At 44.0% G+C, this 16,865-nt stretch carries 14 protein-coding genes and 4 pseudogenes; 5 read left to right on the top strand and 13 right to left on the bottom strand.

Going from position 1 to position 16,865, the window contains the following annotated elements:
- Nucleotides 1-234: 234 nt before the first annotated feature.
- The 3 genes from JCM10519_RS23220 to JCM10519_RS33290 all read right to left on the bottom strand — a co-directional run bounded on the left by JCM10519_RS23220 (nt 235) and on the right by JCM10519_RS33290 (nt 1,986).
- Entirely contained in the window at nt 235-1,551 is a 1,317-nt protein-coding gene (locus tag JCM10519_RS23220) for a D-alanyl-D-alanine carboxypeptidase family protein (protein ID WP_347845245.1), read from the bottom strand.
- Nucleotides 1,548-1,670 carry a hypothetical protein gene (locus JCM10519_RS33295; protein ID WP_347845244.1) on the bottom strand — a complete coding sequence of 41 codons (123 nt, stop codon included), beginning with the start codon at nt 1,668-1,670 and terminating at the stop codon, nt 1,548-1,550. Before JCM10519_RS33295 ends, JCM10519_RS23220 begins: the two co-directional genes overlap by 4 nt.
- 208 nt (nt 1,671-1,878) lie before the next feature.
- A complete protein-coding gene (locus JCM10519_RS33290; protein ID WP_347845248.1) occupies nt 1,879-1,986 on the bottom strand; it encodes an AraC family transcriptional regulator in 108 nt (35 codons plus the stop codon).
- Nucleotides 1,987-2,673: 687 nt separating this feature from the next.
- On the opposite strand from JCM10519_RS33290, the gene JCM10519_RS23215 reads away from it, so the two are divergent.
- Both JCM10519_RS23215 and JCM10519_RS23210 read left to right on the top strand, forming a co-directional pair.
- On the top strand, nt 2,674-4,035 hold the full coding sequence (locus JCM10519_RS23215) for a hypothetical protein (protein WP_054742195.1): 1,362 nt from the start codon (nt 2,674-2,676) through the stop codon (nt 4,033-4,035).
- A gap of 28 nt (nt 4,036-4,063) precedes the next feature.
- Nucleotides 4,064-4,915 (top strand): glycoside hydrolase family 95-like protein, encoded by an 852-nt coding sequence (locus JCM10519_RS23210; RefSeq protein ID WP_054742194.1) that lies wholly within the window; start codon nt 4,064-4,066, stop codon nt 4,913-4,915.
- A gap of 111 nt (nt 4,916-5,026) precedes the next feature.
- Here the strand turns inward: JCM10519_RS23210 and rny are convergent.
- From rny to JCM10519_RS33270, 6 genes and pseudogenes are all read right to left on the bottom strand, one after another.
- A pseudogene (gene rny, locus JCM10519_RS23205) lies at nt 5,027-6,587 on the bottom strand (ribonuclease Y).
- 125 nt (nt 6,588-6,712) lie between these two features.
- Complete coding sequence (locus tag JCM10519_RS33285) at nt 6,713-6,982, bottom strand: regulatory protein RecX (RefSeq protein WP_347845243.1); 270 nt, start codon at nt 6,980-6,982, stop codon at nt 6,713-6,715.
- A gap of 43 nt (nt 6,983-7,025) precedes the next feature.
- The gene (locus JCM10519_RS33280) at nt 7,026-7,319 is read right to left on the bottom strand and encodes a hypothetical protein (RefSeq protein WP_347845242.1); all 294 of its coding nucleotides are present in this window, start codon (nt 7,317-7,319) and stop codon (nt 7,026-7,028) included.
- Nucleotides 7,320-7,389: 70 nt separating this feature from the next.
- A pseudogene (gene recA / locus JCM10519_RS23195) lies at nt 7,390-8,405 on the bottom strand (recombinase RecA).
- A gap of 922 nt (nt 8,406-9,327) precedes the next feature.
- Nucleotides 9,328-9,810, bottom strand: a complete 483-nt coding sequence (locus tag JCM10519_RS33275) for a S8 family serine peptidase (protein WP_347845241.1) — start codon at nt 9,808-9,810, stop codon at nt 9,328-9,330.
- Nucleotides 9,761-10,219 carry a S8 family serine peptidase gene (locus JCM10519_RS33270; protein ID WP_347845240.1) on the bottom strand — a complete coding sequence of 153 codons (459 nt, stop codon included), beginning with the start codon at nt 10,217-10,219 and terminating at the stop codon, nt 9,761-9,763. Before JCM10519_RS33270 ends, JCM10519_RS33275 begins: the two co-directional genes overlap by 50 nt.
- A 160-nt stretch (nt 10,220-10,379) precedes the next feature.
- On the opposite strand from JCM10519_RS33270, the gene JCM10519_RS33265 reads away from it, so the two are divergent.
- Genes JCM10519_RS33265 through JCM10519_RS33255 form a run of 3 tightly spaced genes read left to right on the top strand, consistent with a single transcriptional unit; the run spans nt 10,380 to nt 11,540 of the window.
- Nucleotides 10,380-10,937, top strand: coding sequence for a M20/M25/M40 family metallo-hydrolase (locus JCM10519_RS33265; protein WP_347845239.1), 558 nt, complete (start codon nt 10,380-10,382; stop codon nt 10,935-10,937).
- Nucleotides 10,903-11,040 carry a peptidase dimerization domain-containing protein gene (locus tag JCM10519_RS33260; RefSeq protein WP_347845238.1) on the top strand — a complete coding sequence of 46 codons (138 nt, stop codon included), beginning with the start codon at nt 10,903-10,905 and terminating at the stop codon, nt 11,038-11,040. The genes JCM10519_RS33265 and JCM10519_RS33260 overlap by 35 nt, the downstream gene beginning before the upstream one ends.
- Nucleotides 10,977-11,540: a M20/M25/M40 family metallo-hydrolase gene (locus JCM10519_RS33255; protein WP_347845247.1), complete on the top strand. Its 564-nt coding sequence runs from the start codon at nt 10,977-10,979 to the stop codon at nt 11,538-11,540. Before JCM10519_RS33260 ends, JCM10519_RS33255 begins: the two co-directional genes overlap by 64 nt.
- Nucleotides 11,541-11,902: 362 nt before the next feature.
- Here the strand turns inward: JCM10519_RS33255 and JCM10519_RS23180 are convergent.
- From JCM10519_RS23180 to JCM10519_RS23165, 4 genes and pseudogenes are all read right to left on the bottom strand, one after another.
- Nucleotides 11,903-13,172 (bottom strand): annotated as a pseudogene (locus JCM10519_RS23180) (diaminopimelate decarboxylase).
- 285 nt (nt 13,173-13,457) lie between these two features.
- Nucleotides 13,458-14,893, bottom strand: a pseudogene (pyk, locus tag JCM10519_RS23175) (pyruvate kinase).
- Between the two features lie 15 nt (nt 14,894-14,908).
- A complete protein-coding gene (locus JCM10519_RS23170; RefSeq protein WP_054742189.1) occupies nt 14,909-15,754 on the bottom strand; it encodes a hypothetical protein in 846 nt (281 codons plus the stop codon).
- 114 nt (nt 15,755-15,868) lie between these two features.
- Entirely contained in the window at nt 15,869-16,810 is a 942-nt protein-coding gene (locus tag JCM10519_RS23165) for a CorA family divalent cation transporter (protein ID WP_054742188.1), read from the bottom strand.
- Nucleotides 16,811-16,865 lie beyond the last annotated feature (55 nt).

Genomic DNA, 16,865 nt, shown 5'->3' with positions numbered 1-16,865 from the left:
ATGTTTTTTTTCCACAACCGGCCGGATAATACAGAGAGAATAATAGCTACAATTTTTAAATTTTAAAATTTAATAAATGTTTGTTGACACTTTTTCAGAAAAATGAGTTATATTATTAAATGTAACCCCCCCCCAATACATTATATAGTTTTTGCTACACCCCATAAGAAACGAAATACCTTCTCCGAAAAAGGACCAGCTTCCCCAGCTGGTCCTTTTCATTTTCTTTTATTCTTATTTTCTCTTTTTATTCCGGCGCTGCTTTAAAATCCGCTCAAATGCTTCTTCTGATCCTTCCGCTTTTAAACGCCGCCTTCTCTCTTCTCGTCGGAGAGCGATCTCTCTGGCCTCTTTCCGTTTAAAATAAATAAAAAATCCGGTTCCGCCGCCTGCCAGTCCAAGAAAGGCCGCAATTCCTGCTGCAGCAAGCACTCTGCTGCCCTTTTTCCCAGATGACTTTTTATTGCCTTCTGAATTTGCTTCTGATTCCGCAGGTTTACCATCTGTTGTTCCCTGTTCCGATTCCTGGCTCGTTGGCTCTGGACCTTTCTTTTCCATTAAGTAGGCCTGGCCCACCTTTCTGTCATTGTAGGTATACTGGATCATGGCAACCGCCTTTTTAGGGCTTCCCTGAGGAAGCTCCGTCACCAGAGTTTTATCCGCCTGAGAAAACTCAGCGCCCTTAGGAAGGGTTATGACGCGGTCCGGTTCCAATTCCAGATCAGAGGGTTTATAAGATGTGCCGTTAATTTCAACAGGATCTTCCCCTGTTATATAGCTGGTTTCATTTCCTGTAACAGGGATATTATCAAAACGGCCGAAGCCAAATTCCAGAAGAGCTTTTCCATCGATAAAATATTGCTTGGGGCTTCCCTTTAAAATGACGGAAATAAGCCTTTTTCCATCCTGCTCCCCATAGGTAACAACGGTATTTCCGGCCTTAATCAGATATCCGGTCTTTCCGGCCACTGCCGACGGACAGTAAAACTCATTCTTTGGATCCTTGGTCTTAACCAGACGGTGCTCGTTGTAAATGGTAAGCCCCTCCGGATTATTGGAAGTGGGAGGGATATTATAGCTGATCGCAGAGCTGATCTCCACAAGCTTCTTATTGCTGTAAGCCGCCTTTGCTATGAGCGCCATATCATAGGCAGTCACATACTGTGTATCTCCGTTAAGGCCTGAAGGATTGTCAAAATGGCTTTCTGTACAGCCAAGCTCTTTGATCCTGTCATTCATCATGCGGACAAATTCCTCTCTGCTTCCTGCCACATGCTCTGCAAGAGCATTGGCTGCCTGGTTGCAGGAATGGAGAATCAGAGAATAAAGACAGTCTTCAACAGAAAGCTTGTCTCCTGTATCCACATTTAATTTATTTCCGCTGCCCTCTTCCACATTGTAAATGGAATCCTTTGAAAAGGTCACCATGTCGTCAAGTTTTGCGTTCTCCAAAACAATAAGGGCAGTCAAAATTTTCGTTATGCTGGCCGGCGGATAGGGTGCATGGATATTCTGGCCGAAAATAACGGCTCCTGAATCCCCGTCTATCACAATCCCGGCTTCCGCTGGATGCCTGTATCAGACGGCCAGTCCGGTGCGCCAAATACAGTCATAAGAAACAGCTGACTAACCAATATGCAGCTAATCAGTACTTTTATCCTTCGATTCACGTATCATCCTCCTGACATGAAATATGCCCTAAAGCCGCATTCAGATTATTATACGGTTTTAAGGCATTATTTTACTTCGCATAATCTATAACCTGCCCCGGGATTTCTTAAGTTTAAGTATCTTTCCGACCTCAGACCGGTCTGAAAAAAAGGGCATATATATTATAATACATCAAATCTTAGCTATATTCAAGAAAAACATTTAAAACTATATTGCCTTTGTATACTCTTTTTTATACTGAGAAGGCGTAACACCATACTTATTTTTGAAAATTTTTGTAAAATAGGATGGTGTTTCATAACCAAGAAAACTGATGATGCTTTTAGCAAAACATTGGACACTTATACTAATATTATTACTGGCAAAAGTGATATTATTTCATTTGACGAATTCGTAGACTTGTTTAATAATAAGATGGGCGTTTCTATTATTAAAAATGAATTTAACGCAGAGATGGGGAATCCGTTATGGATCATATGAAAAATAAAGAAAAGTCCGAGTTAAGCTTTTCACCGGTCAGAACCTTGACATTGGCAGAGCAATACTAAAGACACTGGCCGCTTATCACCATGCTGTCTCCTGTACTCCTCAATTATCTATCTTCCTATATGCACCCATGACAGACATTATTCTGGCATTTAAAGCTTTCAAGTTTAATCCTGGTATTTTTAATAGTCCATATGCAAAGGAGAATAAGCTCCAGAAATACTAATATTATTGGCTTTTAAAAAAATAATTTTCGATTTTCCCGTACCAATTATCTTAACATTGTTGTTTAATGAAATAAAAAAATGTTAAATTAAAAAGGCAGCGCAGATAACTACATATATGCCTTATTTCATTTCATGGATTGTCCTTGCAAGTATTGTTATTGAGGTACTGTCTCCATCAAGAAATTTTGTCAACTGCTTCCTGGGACTATTTGGAATAAAACCTAAAGTAACAACTATATAAGCGATAAACATTTAGCAAAAACAAAAAAAAGAAAGAAGGAAGAAAAACATGTTAAGAGAGCAGATCCGTGAATTTAGAAACACACTGGATTTAAAGGCATTTTTAGACAGCTATGATTTTGTTTGGGATAATCTAAAATATCACGGAGGAACTATACGGGAAATAATCAATGACAGAATCGCTCATATCCCAAAAGATTGGGGAAATGGCGGACTGATCGGCAACGGTTTAATCGGTGCGAATATTTACAAAAACAGCATCAACTCCATGAGGTGGGGAATCGGCCGGGGTGACATAGACGGGCCAACCAACTGCCCAGAGTTAGGCTGTTTACAACAGCGGCTTTCCCTTGGGGATGTTATTCTTGAAGTAAAAAATCCCATCAAAAAAGAAAGCTTATCCATCTCACTGCGCAAAGCAGAGGTTGATGGAGTAATTGAAACAGATAAAGGAATCCTGAAATACTCCAGTATTGCGTATGCAATAAAAGACTGCATCATCATTGATGCTGAATGGGAAGGTGAAGTTGAGTTTGATCTGTCATATGTCCCAAGCCATGGCATGACCTTAAAACACCATGCCGCAAAAGCTCATGAAGTACCGGAAAGGTATTTTCCTCCGGCAGCAGAGCGAAAAATGGCAGATAACATTGAAATTTATAATCAGAAAATCCTTAATGAGTCCTTATCTCCAGAAGGGCAGTTTTCTATAGGCCTTGCATCAAAAGAAGCAGGTAATAACCACAGGATATGGTATATATCAATAGGATTCAGCCGGCATGGATTCACATCAGAAAAAGAAGCAGGAGAAGAAATCAAACAGGTCATGGCAATTGATTTAAAAGAAATATACAGAAGCCACCAGAAGCATTGGGAAGATTTCTACAGGAAAAGCATCGTAAAATTACCTGAAAAGTATTGGGAAAGGTTTTATCTCATGCAGCTATATAAGCTGGGCTGCTGTACCAGGCCGGGCAATCTTCATGTCATTGATAATATGGGTGTATGGCCGACTCTAAGCGCATGGCCGGCCGCATGGTGGAATTTAAATGTCCAGCTTATTTATTCCTCTATGCAGAAAGCAAATCATTTAGAGCTGATGGAATCTCTCATAGATACTTTGGAGCACTATGACGGAACGCTTTCGGAAAATGCAAAGCCATTGGGAATCCATGACGGCTGGTTTATCGGACGTTCAGCCGGATGTGACATGAAATCTTATATGCCTTCTTATGAGGATATCATGGAAGAAAATCCGGAACGCGTCATTATATTCGAGCTTGGCAACATTACCTGGGCGCTCCATTGTGTATATCGGTATTATAAAAGTACTATGGATCAGGATATTTTAAAAAGGTTCTATCCTATGCTTAAAAAAAGCTGCAAACAGTTACCTAAGGATCACCTATAAAAAAGAGGATGGCAAGTGGCATCTGCCTATGACTAGTTCACCGGAATATCCCGGTCCCATTGATCCTACCTCAAATCCTGTCAGAGATGCCAACTATGACCTTGCCTTGTTCCGATGGGCGCTTATTACTTTGATTGAATCAGCAAAAAAACTGGGCATTGATGACGAACCCCTTATGGATACCTGGACAGAACACCTTGCAAACCTGACAGATTACTCCATGGATGAAACAGGCTATACGATCGGAAAGGATTTGCCACTTACCGTATCCCATCGCCATTATTCCCACTTATTACAGTTTTTCCCGCTTCACATAGTAAGCGAAGATAAGGAAGCAGAACGAAAGGTTATTGAAAAGTCAATAAAAACCTGGATGAGTATGCCGGAATATCTGCAAGGATATTCCTTTACCGGAAGCGCTGCTATGTTAGCAGCATTGGGTGATGGCAATTACGCATATAAGCGATTAAGCGGCCTGAAAGATTTCTTAAATCCAAATACCCTTTACACAGAAGGCGGCGGGCCCGTTATTGAAACGCCCCTTTCAGCAAACGAATCCATCCACTATATGTTAATGCAGTGCCACGGAGATAAAATAAAAATTTTCCCTGCAATGCCAGATGTATGGAATCATGCAGAATTTTATGGACTGCTGGCAGAGGGCGGTTTTGAGGTATCAGCCAGGTACACCGATGGTGAAACGGAATTTGTATATATAAAAAGCATAGCCGGAGAACCACTAATCCTAAATCCTAATTTCAAAGAAGGGTTTGTAATAGAGTCAAATCAGGAAATGAAATATGAAACATTGAAAAACGGCTGCTATCAATTTGAATTAAAAGCAGGAGAAGATATGCTGCTTTTAAAGAATCCCAGATAATTTTAAGCTTCACCTGACTAATCTTTATCTGCATACGCCAATTAGCGTTGAAAAAACAAAAAATGCCCTAATCCCGCCAGAATATAGCTTCTACGGTTTTAGGGCATTATCTTATTTTGCGTAATCTGTAACTCTGGACTCCCGGATCACGTTGACCTTGATCTGTCCCGGGTATTCCATGGATTCTTCAATCTTCTTGGAAATATCACGGGCTAAAAGCACCATATCGTCATCGTTAATCTGCTCCGGAACCACCATGATCCGAACTTCGCGTCCTGCCTGGATGGCAAAGGACTTGTCCACTCCCTTAAAGGAGTTGGTAATATCTTCTAACTGTTTTAATCTGTTTGTATATGTCTCCAGAGTCTCTCTTCTTGCTCCAGGCCTTGCTGCAGAAATAGTGTCTGCTGCCTGGACAATGCAAGCGATAAGGCTCTGAGGTTCAACATCGCCATGATGAGATTCCACAGTGTTCAGCACGATTGCAGATTCCTTATATTTCTTACATAACTCCACACCCAGCTGAATATGAGAACCTTCCATCTCATGGTCAACGGCTTTTCCGATGTCATGTAGTAAACCGGCACGCTTGGCCATGCGGATATCAAGGCCGATCTCTCCGGCCAACAGCCCTGACAATTGGGCCACCTCCATGGAATGCTTTAAGGCATTCTGTCCGTAGCTTGTCCTGTATTTCAGTTTACCCAGCAATCTGATGAGTTCCGGATGAAGTCCGTGAATGCCCACTTCAAGGGCAGCGGCTTCTCCTTCTTCACGCATATTGGTTTCTACCTCTTTTTGTGCCTTTTCCACCATTTCTTCAATTCTTGCAGGATGGATCCGTCCATCCACAATAAGGCGTTCCAATGCGATTCTGGCTACTTCTCTACGAACCGGATCAAATCCGGATAAAACAACTGCCTCAGGGGTATCGTCAATAATGAGTTCCACGCCCGTAAGGGTCTCTAACGTACGAATGTTACGGCCTTCCCTTCCGATGATTCTTCCTTTCATCTCATCATTGGGAAGCTGCACAACAGAAACTGTAGTTTCTGCCACATGGTCAGCAGCACATCTCTGAATGGCTGTCACCACATATTCTTTTGCTTTTTTCTCAGCTTCTTCTTTTGCTTTGTTGTCAAGTTCCTTAATTAATTTCGCAGTGTCATGTTTTACGTCATCTTCAACAGATTTTAAAAGATATTCTTTTGCCTGTTCGGAGGTAAGTCCGGAAATTTTTTTCCAGTTCCTGAATGCCTTTTTCATAGAGAGATTCCACTTCGGTATTTCTCTTATTCAGGGCGTCCTCTCGAGCAGCCAGACCTGCTTCGCGTTTTTCCATAGCCTCGGACTTCTTGTCCAGGTTTTCTTCCTTGTTTAGTACTCTTCTTTCATAACGTTGAAGCTCAGCTCTTCTTTCCCTGGTTTCCTTCTCCAGTTCATTCTTAGTCTTTAAAGACTCTTCTTTTGCCTCAAGGAGAGCTTCGCGCTTCTTTGTCTCAGCGGTCTTTAATGCTTCATCTATTATTTCCCGGGATTTTTCTTCTGCAGAGCCAATCTTGCTTTCGTAAGCATTTTTACGATATGCGATGGCAGCAGACCAGGCAATAAAAGCAACTACTACTGATGCGACGATTGCAATCACTGCAGCCGTGAATACTGATACTGACACAGGAGCACCTCCTTATTTGATTTTCATTGTACAACAATACAACACTACAATTTTAAACTGTTTTATACATTATGTCAAGTATTTCGCCCCTGTTTCCGGTATACTTATACACATTTTCCTTGTTGTCAGTCATCACTATAAATGCCGCCTAAAACACGGCTTATGGCGTCATAGGAAAAACCTTTTCTTCCCAATGCCGCCATCATTTTGCTTCGCTGTTTAAAGTCCATTTCTTCCGGGTTTAAGCACTTCTTTTTCACATAGTTCTGTATCTGTGCCACCTCATCTACTGGCTGTTCACTAAGGAGCTCCTGGATCACCTCTTTGTCCAGTCCTTTTCTCTGCAGCTCGTACCGAATCTGCCGTTCGCTTTTCCGTCCTGAATTGAACTCCACGTATCTGCGTCCATAGTCCTGATCATTGATAAAATTATGCTTTTTAAAAATCTATGGCGTAATCGGCAGCCTCTTTCGGATATCCTCCGTCTTTTAATTTCCGTCTCAGTTCCTGTTCCGTCTTATCTGAGGATTTCAGAAGGAAAAGGACCCTCTCCCTGGCCCTTTTAAACAAAACCTCTTTAAGGATCACCTGATAAGTTTCCTCTGAAAGCGGCTTTCCTTCCTCAATTCCAAATTTTCTGATTTCCCCTCGATAAAGGACAAGAGTAAAGTCTTCCTCCAGAATGACTTTACTCCTGCGTTTATCAACGGGCACTATCTCTGTAACTGTCATATATGCACCTTATTATACTTATTTACCTATTCCGGTGTTCATGAACCCGCCGGTAAAATACTTCCTGGAATTATTCCTTAGAAGCCTGATCCTTGCTTTCTTCTGCCTTAATCCTCTTGCTTTCCTTTGGGGCAGCTGAACCAGTACCCTCCGGCGTTATGCTGCCTTCTTCATGAAGTCCATAATTTATACGGACCTTGTTCTCGACCTCCAGGCAAACAGCCGGATTATCCTGAAGATAGGTCTTGGCATTCTCACGTCCCTGGCCGATCTTAACGTTATTATAAGCAAACCATGCTCCGCTCTTTTCCACGATATTCTCTTTTACAGCCAGATCCAGGACATCTCCTTCCTTGGAAATACCTTTGCCGAACATGATGTCAAACTCTGCCTCCTTAAAGGGCGGTGCGATCTTATTCTTCACAACCTTTACGCGGACCCGGTTTCCTACTATATCTCCACCCTGCTTCAAGGTCTCGATCTTACGGATATCCAGGCGAACAGACGCGTAAAACTTAAGGGCACGTCCTCCTGTGGTAGTCTCAGGGCTTCCAAACATCACTCCCACCTTTTCACGGAGCTGGTTGATGAAGAGAACAATACAATTGGACTTGCTGATGATGGCCGTCAGCTTTCTAAGAGCCTGGGACATCAGACGCGCCTGAAGGCCCACATGGGAATCACCCATATCTCCTTCGATCTCTGCCTTTGGTACAAGGGCTGCAACCGAGTCCACGATTACAATATCAACAGCCCCGGAACGGACCATGGTTTCCGTGATCTCTAATGCCTGCTCCCCGTTATCCGGCTGGGAAATATAAAGGTTATCAATATCCACTCCTATGTTCTTGGCGTAAACAGGATCAAGTGCATGCTCCGCGTCAATAAATCCTGCGATACCGCCTCTCTTCTGAACCTCTGCGATCATATGAAGGGCAACGGTGGTCTTACCACTGGATTCCGGTCCATAGATTTCCACAACTCTTCCTTTGGGGATCCCTCCCAGGCCAAGAGCGATATCAAGCTTAATGCCCCCGTAGGAACTGTCTCCACATTCATATTTGTGCCTGAGTCGCCCAGCTTCATAACAGAGCCTTTTCCATATGCCTTTTCTATCTGAGTAAGGGCGGCATCAAGCGCCTTTAGCTTATCATCTTTATTCATATTATCCTCCGACGCGAACAAACGTTCTTTTTCTATTTATAATAATAGTATACTTCCGGGTAAATGTCAACCAGATTTTTATACTTCTAAGCTCAATACGCATCACACTCCTGGCCTGTCCGGCTGAAATTGATTCCTGATCTTTAGGAAAATGGTGGCGAAACGCCTGAAACTGAATGAAAAGGAAGGCGGAGCACCTCCTGACTTCAAGGCTACTATAGCATATATGAAAGATGGCTGCAAGCTATTTTAAGGGGGATATATCATACCATGGGACATTCTCCTTCTGAGGGGCCTTTGCCCCTTCAAATTTAAGACGAATAATGAGAAAAATATTAAAAGGCACTTGAAATTTTCAAGTGCCCTGTGTATAATCAAGTTAGAAAGAGGCTCAGATACAAAATCTGATGCCCTCTGTAGAGAATTTTAAAAATAGCATCCTAAACTTTGGGCGTAGAGGATGCTATTTTTGTTGTATTTATTGTCTATGTATGACAACGCCGTAAATATCACAAGCAATAATGTCAGTATTTCCATCATGCTCATAGGCATCACCCTTCTTTTTATAACAGAGGGCTCACAACTTTGCATCCTTATCTTTCTTTCTTGTTACACAAAGTTATTTTATCATGAATCTGTCAGCTGATCAAATCTTTTTACATATAAAAACACCCCTTATTCTTTCAGTTCCCAGCAGTATAATAAACTCCCAGTCCTTGATTTATCCGTCTTTAAAATTATTTTTACTAAAGCCCCTTTTTGTTGATTTATCAAGAAAATATCAAGGCTTCCACAGGTGCAAGTTCTCCCGCAGAAGCCCTGACAGCACTCCTACATTACCTTGTTACATCAGAAGCCTCTCCACATCAAGCATCCCCCAGCCCTGCTGATTCATGGGAAGCCCAAGATCCACTGCCCGCTCCCTTAACATCAGCTTCACATCCCGGTTGCTCATATAGGGATATTTCTGAAGAAGAAGTGCAATTGCCCCGGAGACCAGAGGCGTCGACATGGAGGTCCCGCTTTTGGCAAGGTACTGCCCCGCTTCATTGGCACAGCTAATGATCCCCGCCCCCGGTGCGATAATTTCCGGCTTGCAGATACAGGCACCGGTGGGACCTCTGCCGGAATAGTCAATCATCCGGTTTCCCATTACATTGACCTCTTTATAATCGTCTGAGCACCCTACCGTGATCACTTTCCGGCTGATCCCCGGAGTTGTGATCGTGTTCATGCCCGGTCCCATGTTTCCTGCAGCCACACAGACCACCAGCCCGTCATCCCATGCCGCATTTACCCCCCGCACAAGAACAGAATTCTCTGTCATTCCTTTTTTTCGAAAAGGAACCAACGGAAATATTTACAATCCTGATCCCATACCTTTCTTTGTTGTCACGAATCCATTTAAGTCCGGCAAGCACATCGGAAGCATAGCCGTTCCCTTTTTTATCCAATACCTTAAGCATGATGATATGGCACTCCGGTGCAACGCCCATATACATTCCGTTAGAAGCGCCGCCGCTCCCTGCGATGATTCCTGAAATATGGGTTCCATGACCGTTATCGTCATAGGTATCCCTTCTGCGGTGTACAATATCTACAAACGCCGCCATTCTATGTTCAAAGTCCTCATGAAGATAAATCCCCGTATCGAGAACTGCAACTCCAATTCCACGTCCTGTAAAGCCCATACGCTGGGCAGCATCACAGTGTATTGCTTCTCTTACTTGATTCACAGTCCATTACCTGATTCCTTTTTTATTAGGATATTCCGGTTTGGCCCTAGTGGTTTCTTTTCCTCAGAAATACAATGGAAGATTTTAGCCAAATACCATTTACTTTCTGCCTGTCCCTTCCTATAATGGAGATAAAATAACAAATAAGGAGATTATTATCATGGAAAATCATCGATCCGATGCCACTTTGCTGACACAGAACCTGATCCGCATTGACAGTACGGATCCCGGTGCATACGAAAAAAATATTGGGAAATATATTTTTGACTGGCTTTCTTCCCTGTCTGTTCCCGTCATCAAAAAAGAGGTCCTCCCGGGCCGTTATAATATCATGGCAAAAATTAAAGGAGAAATTGACGACCCGGCCCTTGTTTATATCTGCCACATGGATACTGTGACCATTGGAGATGGCTGGACAAAAGACCCCTTTGGAGCAGAGGTCATAAACGGAAGGATCTACGGCCGGGGAGCCTGCGACATGAAATCCGGACTGGCCTGTGCCCTCTCCGCCTTTTCCGCCATGGCAAAGGAAGCGGCCTCCGGAAAAATCCCCAGGCATTCCTTTGTTTTCATCGGCACTGTTGATGAAGAAGACTTTATGCGGGGAGTTGAGGATGTGATAAAGGAAGGCTGGGTAACGGAAAAAAAGCTTTGTTCTGGATACAGAGCCTACCAACGGGCAGATGCAGGTTGCCCACAAAGGGCGCACCTGGTTTGAAATCACTGTTACCGGAGTGACCGCCCATGCAAGCACTCCCTGGAAAGGAGCCGACGCCATTGCCGCCATGCTGAGATCATTTCTGCCATACGCCGCAGGATAGGAGAATGCCCTTCCCATGAGGATTTGGGCATATCTACTGTCACATTCGGCCAGATCGAGGGAGGATACCGCCCCTATGTGGTTCCTGACCGCTGCAAGGTCTGGATCGACATGCGTCTGGTCCCTCCTACGGATACGGCTGCTGCCGTCTCCATGGTGGAACAGGCCATCAGGGAAGCCGCCGCCGCTGTCCCCGGAATCACCGCTTCCTATGAGATTACAGGCGACAGGCCCTATATTGAAAAGGATGAAAGCTCTCCTTTATTAAAAGCCCTGAAGGCCGCTGCAGAGGAAACTACGGGGGAGCCGGTGCCTGTTTCCTTTTTCCCAGGTTATACCGACACCGCCGTCATCGCAGGTAAGCTCCACAATCCTAACTGCATGTCCTACGGTCCCGGTGATCTGGAACTGGCCCATAAGCCGGATGAATTTGTTCCCTGTGAAGATATCCTGAGATGTGAGAAGGTGCTCACCAGGCTGGCACGTTCCATTCTCTTTTAAATATTTTCTGCGGGAAAATGATATTAAGAAAATCTTCATAATCTATTCAAACAATATACAAACTTTTCTAGAGTCGGTGTGCTATACTAATAACATAAGAAATGCACAATGTATCAAATATCCTTTCACCCTTTTTGAAATCCGAAAATCCTAAGAAAAATCTCCCCTGTGTCATGTGGCACAGGGATTTTTCTGTTCAACTGAAAAAAGCACGCTTTGCGGGTTTTTCTCAGCTGACGGGGCATTCGCCAAATGAATATGCAAGCATATTTGTTCGGCTCATTGGCCGCGCATAAATAAGAGAGGAGCTTCTGAATCCCCGGAAGCCGCCTCTCCTATTTTTATATTTTCTTACAAAATTATTAATATTTTATATTTTTCAAAACGTCACAGAAGTCAAAGGTAGCAAAATAATCCCTGGGAGTCTCTGCCCTACGGATCATCTGGACGGACCCATCTTCTTTTAAGAGCAGTTCTGCAGATTTTAATTTCCCGTTATAATTATATCCCATGCAAAGCCGTGAGCCCCCGTATCGTGGATGTAAAGCAGATCACCTATAGATATCTCAGGAAGATTCCGGTCAATGGCAAATTTGTCATTGTTTTCACAAAGAGATCCCACCACATCGTATTTATGGCTGCACACATCTCCCTCTTTCCCCATAACAGTGATATGATGGTAGGCCCCATACATGGCCGGCCTCATTAAGTTCACCGCACAGGCATCCACGCCGATGTATTCTTTGTGGGTATGCTTCTCATGGATGGCCCTTGTTACCAGTCCGCCGTAAGGCCCCAGCATAAAGCGTCCAAGTTCCGTGTAAATTGCCACATCCCCCATACCTTCCGGCACCAGAATTTCCTCATAGACCTCTCTGACACCTTCTCCAATGGCCTTGATGTCATTAGGCTCCTCTCCCGGACGGTAAGGAATTCCGATCCCGCCTGACAGGTTAATGAAAGCAATATGGGCTCCCGTCTCTTTTTTAAGCTTTACCGCAAGTTCAAAAAGCACCTTTGCAAGAAGGGGATAATATTCATTGGTCACCGTGTTGCTGGCTAAAAATGCATGAATTCCGAAATTTTTGGCTCCATTGTCTTTCAATATCCGGAAAGCCTCAAACATCTGCTCAGTGGTCATCCCATATTTGGAATCCCCCGGATTATCCATGATGTCATTGCTGATCTTAAATATACCGCCTGGATTAAAACGGCAGCTGATGGTCTCCGGAATATGGCCGATGGCTTCTTAAGGAAATCAATATGGGTGATGTCATCCAGGTTGATGATGCCGCCGATTTTGTCCGCATACTGGAATTCCTCTGCAGGCGTGTCATTGGAAGAAAACATGATATGGTCACCGGAGAAGCCCAGGCTGTCGGACATCATAAGCTCCGTCATGGATGAGCAGTCCGCTCCGCACCCATAATCCTTTAAAATATTCAGGATAAATGGATTAGGTGTGGCCTTTACCGCAAAATACTCCCGGAATCCTTTATTCCAGGAAAATGCCTCCTTTAACTTCCGGGCATTCTCCCTGATCCCTTTTTCATCGTATATGTGAAAAGGCGTTGGATATTCTTTCACGATTTCCTCTAACTTCTCCCTGGTAACAAATGGTCTCTTGTCCATAGCGTTTCTCTCCTCTCGTAGCTTACCATATGCAAAAAGAGCCTGTCTCCGGCACATCTGCTGGTAAGCTACATTGTACCGGGGATAGACTCCTTTGTCTACACTTTTTTTTGTATAAATATTCATAGTATGGGTAATCCGCAGTGCGCGCTCCCAAAGCCTGCGGCTTTACTCGCTCACGGGCATTTGCCCTATGAAATAGGCCACAGGAAGATTTTCTTATGTGCAAGCACAACGAAAATCTTCCTAAGTCCTATTTCGCACTGCTCATTGCTTTCGTGAAAATCAGTCTACGGTTACTACTCTCATAATGTTTGTATGTGCTGCCGGTTCATTCTTTCTCACCGGATTTACCACCCCGGCAGTAACCACTACCGTTTCATTTTCCTTTACAATGCCTTTTGCCTTTAACAGTTCCATGGAGGAATAAATCAAAACGTCAGTAGACTCCGCACGTTTTGCATGGAACGGCCTTACACCCCAGTATAACTGCATCTGGCGAAGGGCGGAAGCGCTTGGTGACAGGCCGATGATCTGGCTTTCCGGCCTCCATTTGGATAACATCCTTGTGGTAAAGCCGGTGATGCTTGGCGCCACGATCGCACTGGCTCCCAGATCATGAGCAGTAGCAACGGAAGAATAACATACGGCATTGGATACATTATGCACATTGACTGCAGAAACCTTACGCTCTCTGTATGCGCAGTAATCCAGATGCTTTTCTGTCTCCTCCACGATGGAAGCCATCATGGAAAGAGCTTCAACCGGATACTTGCCCATAGCGGTCTCGCCGGAAAGCATTACTGCATCCGTTCCGTCATAAACTGCATTTGCCACGTCCGTTACCTCCGCTCTGGTTGGGCGGGGATTGCGGATCATGGAATCCAACATCTGGGTTGCCGTAATAACAGGCTTGCAGGCTTCATTACACTTTTCTATGATTCTCTTCTGGATAAATGGAACCTCCTGGGCCGGGATCTCAACTCCCATATCGCCGCGGGCAACCATGATTCCGTCGCTGGCTTCGATGATTTCGTCCAGGTTTTCAATGCCTTCGGCATTTTCAATCTTGCGATAACAGCCATATTGGAACCATACTCATCCAGTATTTTCTTGATTTCGTAAATGGCATCAGCCGTACGGACAAAGGAAGCTGCGATGAAGTCAAAGCCCTGATCAATACCGAACTTTATATCCATTTTATCCTTATCTGTAAGCGCAGGAAGCTTTACCTTAACATTGGGCACGTTTACGCCTTTTCTCTCTCCCAGCTCGCCGCCGTTAATGATCTTGCATGTGATTTCCTTGCCCTTTACCTCAAGGACTACCAGCTCGATCAGACCATCGTCAATGAGGATACGGTTTCCCGGGATTACATCATCATTCAGGCCATCATAGTTGATATGCCCTATTGTTTCATCTCCAACGATTTCTTCTGTTGTCAGGGTATAGATTTCTCCCTCTTTCAGATTCACCTTTTTGCCGTCCTTCAAAAGTCCGGTACGGATCTCCGGTCCTTTTGTATCAAGAAGCGCCGCAATCGGAAGGTCAAGTTCCTCGCGAATGCTCTTTAATGAATCAAGACGCATCTTTTGCTCTTCATAATCACCGTGTGAGAAGTTGAATCTGGCCACATCCATGCCATGTTCGGCAAGTGCCTTCATCATTGCGCGATCGTTGGTATTAGGTCCCATGGTGCAAATAATCTTGGTTCTCTTCATTATTATCCTCCGTAGCTAGTTGGTCGTATCACCGTTTGTGGGGTTGGACGGTGTTACATGTTTATGTGTATATAAATGCTCGGAACAGTATTCATAACTGCCTTCGCATTTTGAACAATAACGGAATTCCAGGTTTGGAGCGTCCTTTTCGGTCCGCCCGCATACGGCGCACCGGTGGTGTGTCCAGCCCTGGGGCTTTATCTTCATCTGCTTATGAAAATTCTGCTTTCTTTTGATCTCTTTCGGATTGAACCGGCTTAAATTCCTTGTCAAAAGGAAAAAGAGGATAAAGTTCAATAAGGACATGAATATCGTGACTCGGGTCGCTATATTGCCAGTGATAAAGCCATACATGAAATAAATCCCGTTAAAAATGGCCAGCCACTTGGCTTTTATAGGCATCACGAAAAACAAAAGGAATTCCAGATCCGGAAATGTGGCGGCAAAGGCAAAGAACAGGGAATAATTGAGAAATTCCGTCGTAAGATACACCGTCTTTCCCATGAAAATATACACGACCAGCGCCGCCGCCACATGGCCGATGACTCCCATGAAGAAATAGACATTAAAACGGAATGCTCCCCAGATCCTCTCTAAATTCACTCCCAGCATATAGTATAAATACATGCTGATCAGGCTCATGAAAACGCCGCCGCCCGGCGGGTAAATCATGAAGGTGGCAATCCTCCACACCTGGCCGCCAAGTATCTTCCCGGCGTCAAGAGACAGGTACTGCCAGTAAAATCCCGGTGCAAGCATCTCCATTAAGAGTCCCACACCATACATGCCGATAATATAGTACATCAGATTCGGAATCGCATACTTTCTGAATCTGCGTTCAAAATTTAAAAAAAACTTCATGCTTTCCTCTTTTCTGCCCACGCCTTTCAGGTACAGCGCACCCCGTTTTACCGGGTGTAAAGGTATAGCCGCAGGATATTTCATCCTTTTCTATTTTTACCAGGTTCACTGGCATTAAAACAGATCCTTTTTGGAGAAAATCCACGCTACAATCAGCGTCAGGGCCAGCGTCAGGCCTAAAACAATGGCAAAACCATGGGGATTATCCGCAAAAGGCATGCCCATGGAATTAACATTCATTCCGTAAAAGCTTGCCACCATGGTCGGTATGGACATAACAATGGTAATGGTCGCCAGAAACTTCATTACAATATTTAAGTTGTTGGATATAACGGAAGCAAAGGCATCCATGGTTCCGCTTAAAATCCCGCTGTAGATGTTGGCCATCTCAATGGCCTGCTTGTTTTCTACAATGACGTCTTCCAAAAGCTCCGTATCTTCCGGGTACTTTTTGATTTTTTCATTTCTCATCAGTTTTTCAAGCACCATCTCATTGGAGCGCAAGGATGTGGTAAAGTACACAAGGCTCTTTTCCAGTTCCAAAAGCTCGATAAGCTCCCGGTTCTTAGTGGATTTGTGAAGCTTCTCTTCGACCACCCCGCTCTTTTTATCAATGATCCTTAAATATTGCAGATACAAAGATGCATTCTTATACAGGATCTGCAGGATAAACCGGGTTTTCATATACGTGTGGAAATCCCTGACCCTGCCGTCCATAAATGCATTGAGAACTGTGGTATCTTCCAGACAGACCGTAATAATGGCATCTTCCGTCGTTATGATACCCATTGGTATGGTAACATACCAGTCTTTGCCGCCACGTTCCTCTATGGTGGGAACGTCTACCAGGATAAGCGTGTAATGATCCTCTATCTGGATACGGGAACGCTCTTCCTCATCAAGAGGAGCCCTTAAGTCATCGGGATCGATTTTACAGGTATTGGCGATTTCCAGAATCTCTGTGGCAGTAGGATTGGTAAGGGCGATCCAGGAACCAGGAGAAAGCTCATCCTTTTGCTGAATCAGGCCGTCTTCTGTTTTATAAATCTGAATCATAGCTTTTCTCTCTTTCACTGAAAATCTAAATAAAAACATTGGCAGACTTTGACTT

This window comes from Clostridium sp. NkU-1, from assembly GCA_001312405.1.
This window is presented reverse-complemented; position numbering and strand designations above follow the sequence as displayed.

What these genes read in the sequence shown, in the direction of transcription:
- JCM10519_RS33260 (WP_347845238.1), top strand. Translation starts at nt 10,903, where the DNA reads ATGCAGGTTGCCCACAAAGGGCGCACCTGGTTTGAAATCACTGTTACC.
- JCM10519_RS33265 (WP_347845239.1), top strand. Translation starts at nt 10,380, where the DNA reads ATGGAAAATCATCGATCCGATGCCACTTTGCTGACACAGAACCTGATC.
- JCM10519_RS23210 (WP_054742194.1), top strand. Translation starts at nt 4,064, where the DNA reads ATGACTAGTTCACCGGAATATCCCGGTCCCATTGATCCTACCTCAAAT.
- JCM10519_RS23170 (WP_054742189.1), bottom strand. Translation starts at nt 15,754, where the DNA reads ATGAAGTTTTTTTTAAATTTTGAACGCAGATTCAGAAAGTATGCGATT.
- JCM10519_RS23215 (WP_054742195.1), top strand. Translation starts at nt 2,674, where the DNA reads ATGTTAAGAGAGCAGATCCGTGAATTTAGAAACACACTGGATTTAAAG.
- JCM10519_RS33280 (WP_347845242.1), bottom strand. Translation starts at nt 7,319, where the DNA reads ATGACAGTTACAGAGATAGTGCCCGTTGATAAACGCAGGAGTAAAGTC.
- JCM10519_RS23165 (WP_054742188.1), bottom strand. Translation starts at nt 16,810, where the DNA reads ATGATTCAGATTTATAAAACAGAAGACGGCCTGATTCAGCAAAAGGAT.
- JCM10519_RS33275 (WP_347845241.1), bottom strand. Translation starts at nt 9,810, where the DNA reads ATGACAGAGAATTCTGTTCTTGTGCGGGGGGTAAATGCGGCATGGGAT.